Source organism: Afifella pfennigii DSM 17143 (assembly GCF_000688515.1).
GTDB lineage: Bacteria > Pseudomonadota > Alphaproteobacteria > Rhizobiales > Afifellaceae > Afifella > Afifella pfennigii.
Genome location: NZ_JHZK01000058.1, coordinates 1 through 2,843, shown reverse-complemented (window position 1 = coordinate 2,843; position 2,843 = coordinate 1). Strand labels below are relative to the sequence as shown.

The following is a 2,843-nucleotide window of genomic DNA, read 5'->3' as shown; positions in this document are numbered from 1 at the left end:
TCTGTCTCATCTCCACTCCTTGGCGGTTACGATGAGCCAGAAACCCTCCTTTACGAAATCACCTCAGATGGCCCATGGGCGCTGATCCCGGACAAGTTCCGCGACTGACGTCGGCCGCTGTGTGCCCATGCCGATCTCGGCGAGAGCCGTCCCGAAGTCCCTCGACGCGGCCGCCTGCGGCAACCTGATGAGCAGCCACAACGCTTCCACGAAGACAGGATCCTTAAGGGCACGCTTCAGTGCATCCCGCCCCACTTCGGTGATCTGTTCCACCAAGTGCGCGGTGGGCGTGCCACCGGTCACCAGATACCTGACGATGTCCGGCAGGTATCGGTGGGTGGGGAGTTTTCCGAGGCGCTGATGTCCCATCGCGCCACCGGTTCAGAGGGTGCGCCCGGACCGGATCTGGCGCGGACAGAGGGAATGAGCACTCGACAAGAAAAGGAACCTTCCGTTAGAACCACGACAAAGAAAGGAATATGCGATATCCTTTCTCAGGCAGCCTGCCAAGGAAAGGATCCTTTTTCAACCATGGCGTTATCACCAGAGCCATCACGGTTGGGTCAGCACGTGGCCATCTCGACCGCGGGCGAGCGTGCAGAGGCGTTCGTGCCTCCCCCGTTGCCGCCAGCCCCGGGAGTGAGGATGGACCGGCTCTACCGTCAGCTTGAGCGCGCGAACCGCGCAATCGGCCGGTTGGATGGAGTGACCTCCATCCTGCCCGACACCCCGCTCTTCCTCTATATGTACGTTCGCAAGGAGGCGCTGCTGTCCTCGCAGATCGAGGGCACGCAGTCGTCGCTCTCCGACCTGCTGCTGTTCGAGAGCGAGGAAGCGCCGGGCGTCCCGCTCGACGACGTGCAGGAAGTGTCCAACTACGTCGCCGCCATGAACCATGGCCTCGACAGGATCCGCGAAGGCTTTCCGCTTTCTCTGCGCCTGATCCGGGAGATCCACGCCATCCTTCTTGAAAAGGGACGCGGGAGCACGAAGCAGCCGGGCGAGTTCCGGCGTTCCCAGAACTGGATCGGCGGAACGCGACCGGGCAATGCGCTCTTTGTCCCGCCACCGCCCGAGCACGTTCTCGACCTGATGTCGGACCTTGAAGCGTTCATCCATACCGACGCACCGGAGATGCCGACCCTCATCAAGGCCGGGCTGGTCCATGTGCAGTTCGAGACCATTCATCCGTTCCTCGATGGGAACGGCCGTCTCGGCCGCCTGCTCATCACCTTCCTGCTCTGCACGCAGGGGATCCTGAAGGAGCCGATCCTCTATCTCAGCCTCTACTTCAAGACGCATCGCCGCCAGTACTACGACCTGCTGCAGCAGGTTCGCGAGAACGGCGACTGGGAGACATGGCTGGAGTTTTTCCTCGACGGCATCGCCGAGACTTCTCTGCAGGCATCAGAGGCGGCGCGCGAAATCCTCGCACTGTTCGAAGCCGATCGGCACCGGATCGAGGATCTCGGGCGGCCGGCCGCATCCGCTCTCCGGGTCCACCAGCTGCTTCAGCAGAAGCCGATCATCGGCATTCCCGCAGCGGCACAGCGGCTGAGCATCTCGCCCCCGACAATAGCCAAGTCGATCCAGCATCTGGAGGATCTCGGTATCGTGCGGGAGATCACCGGGAAGCAGCGTGGCCGGATGTATGTGTACAGCGACTACTTGAGCATCCTCAGCCGAGGAACAGAGCCCCTGTGATCCAGAGATCTGCCGAAGCCGGTCCTGCGGAGAAGGCAGGTGGGAAAAAGCATCGGGAACGCGAAAATTTCGGAACAGGAATTAAGAACGTTGAATGAGCCGGCCGAAAATCAGGATCTCATCGCCTTTCCCGAGTGGACCGAGTACCGCAAGAAGAACGGTCTCGACCCGCTCGGGATGCAAAACAGCAGCGTAAATCTCTACCAGTCGCTTCTGCCCGGCATATCGAACGTGACGCTGCGGATGCGGTACTACGGGCTCTATGCTTGGCTGGCGCAGCGTTATGCCAAGGAGATCGGCGATACAGACCCGAATAACTGGAAGAGGCACGTCAGGCGCGCTGAAGCGCTTTGTGCGCTCGTAGCAGCGCACCACGGAGGTGAGCCCGGCGTCGCCGGAACGGACTGGGCCACCAGAACGCTCGAAGACGCGTCCGGCGACACCATCGATTTCAAGGAGGCTGCCGAGCCTGGCAGCGAGGCCTACTACCTGAAACAGGCGTGGGGCGCCTTCGGCGCGGCCTATCGCAGTCAGCTCTTTGACATCGGCATCTTCGACCGCTCCGACGACCATGAAATTCCGCTGCCCAGCAAGGACCTTGGCGAGGGACTTGCTCAGGCCTTCGAGCAGTCTCTCGGTTCACGGGCTGATCTCTATTTCGGGCTGATCAAGCTTGGATTGGTCACTCACGACGAGCTCGATGAACTCGCTCCCTTGCTGCCTTCACGGATTGCCAGCGAGAGCACGGAGCAGAAACTCTACGAAGAAATCCTGCTGTCACGCGCCAGGGCTCCGTCGAGCGGGGCGCTGGCGCGCAAGCTGAGCATCCTATTGATCCTCAAGGTGGCGGACTTCCTGGAGCGGGAGCCCCGAGCCGATGAAGTTCGATGGGTACTCTACGCGGGTCACGATCAGCAAGGAAACACCCTGAACCTCGACGATCCATCGCTCGAAGTGCAGCGGTCGCGATGGTGGGTCTATCACGCAAATGATCTGTGCCACATCGCGCATGAGGCGCTGCTAAAGTTCACGCTCGATACATTGGGTGATTATCCCTCTGTGTCCGGGATCAGCGCCCATGGGCCATCTGAGGTGATTTCGTAAAGGAGGGTTTCTGGCTCATCGTAACCGCCAAGGAG

At 61.0% G+C, this 2,843-nt stretch carries 2 protein-coding genes; both read left to right on the top strand.

Translation table 11 applies throughout. The features are described 5' to 3' along the window. Positions 1–531: 531 nt before the first annotated feature. Positions 532–1,704 (top strand): Fic family protein, encoded by a 1,173-nt coding sequence (locus tag Q331_RS0119175; RefSeq protein WP_026381979.1) that lies wholly within the window; start codon positions 532–534, stop codon positions 1,702–1,704. A gap of 39 nt (positions 1,705–1,743) precedes the next feature. Next, the gene (locus Q331_RS0119170) at positions 1,744–2,808 is read left to right on the top strand and encodes a hypothetical protein (protein WP_156953429.1); all 1,065 of its coding nucleotides are present in this window, start codon (positions 1,744–1,746) and stop codon (positions 2,806–2,808) included. The last annotated feature ends 35 nt before the right edge of the window (positions 2,809–2,843 follow it).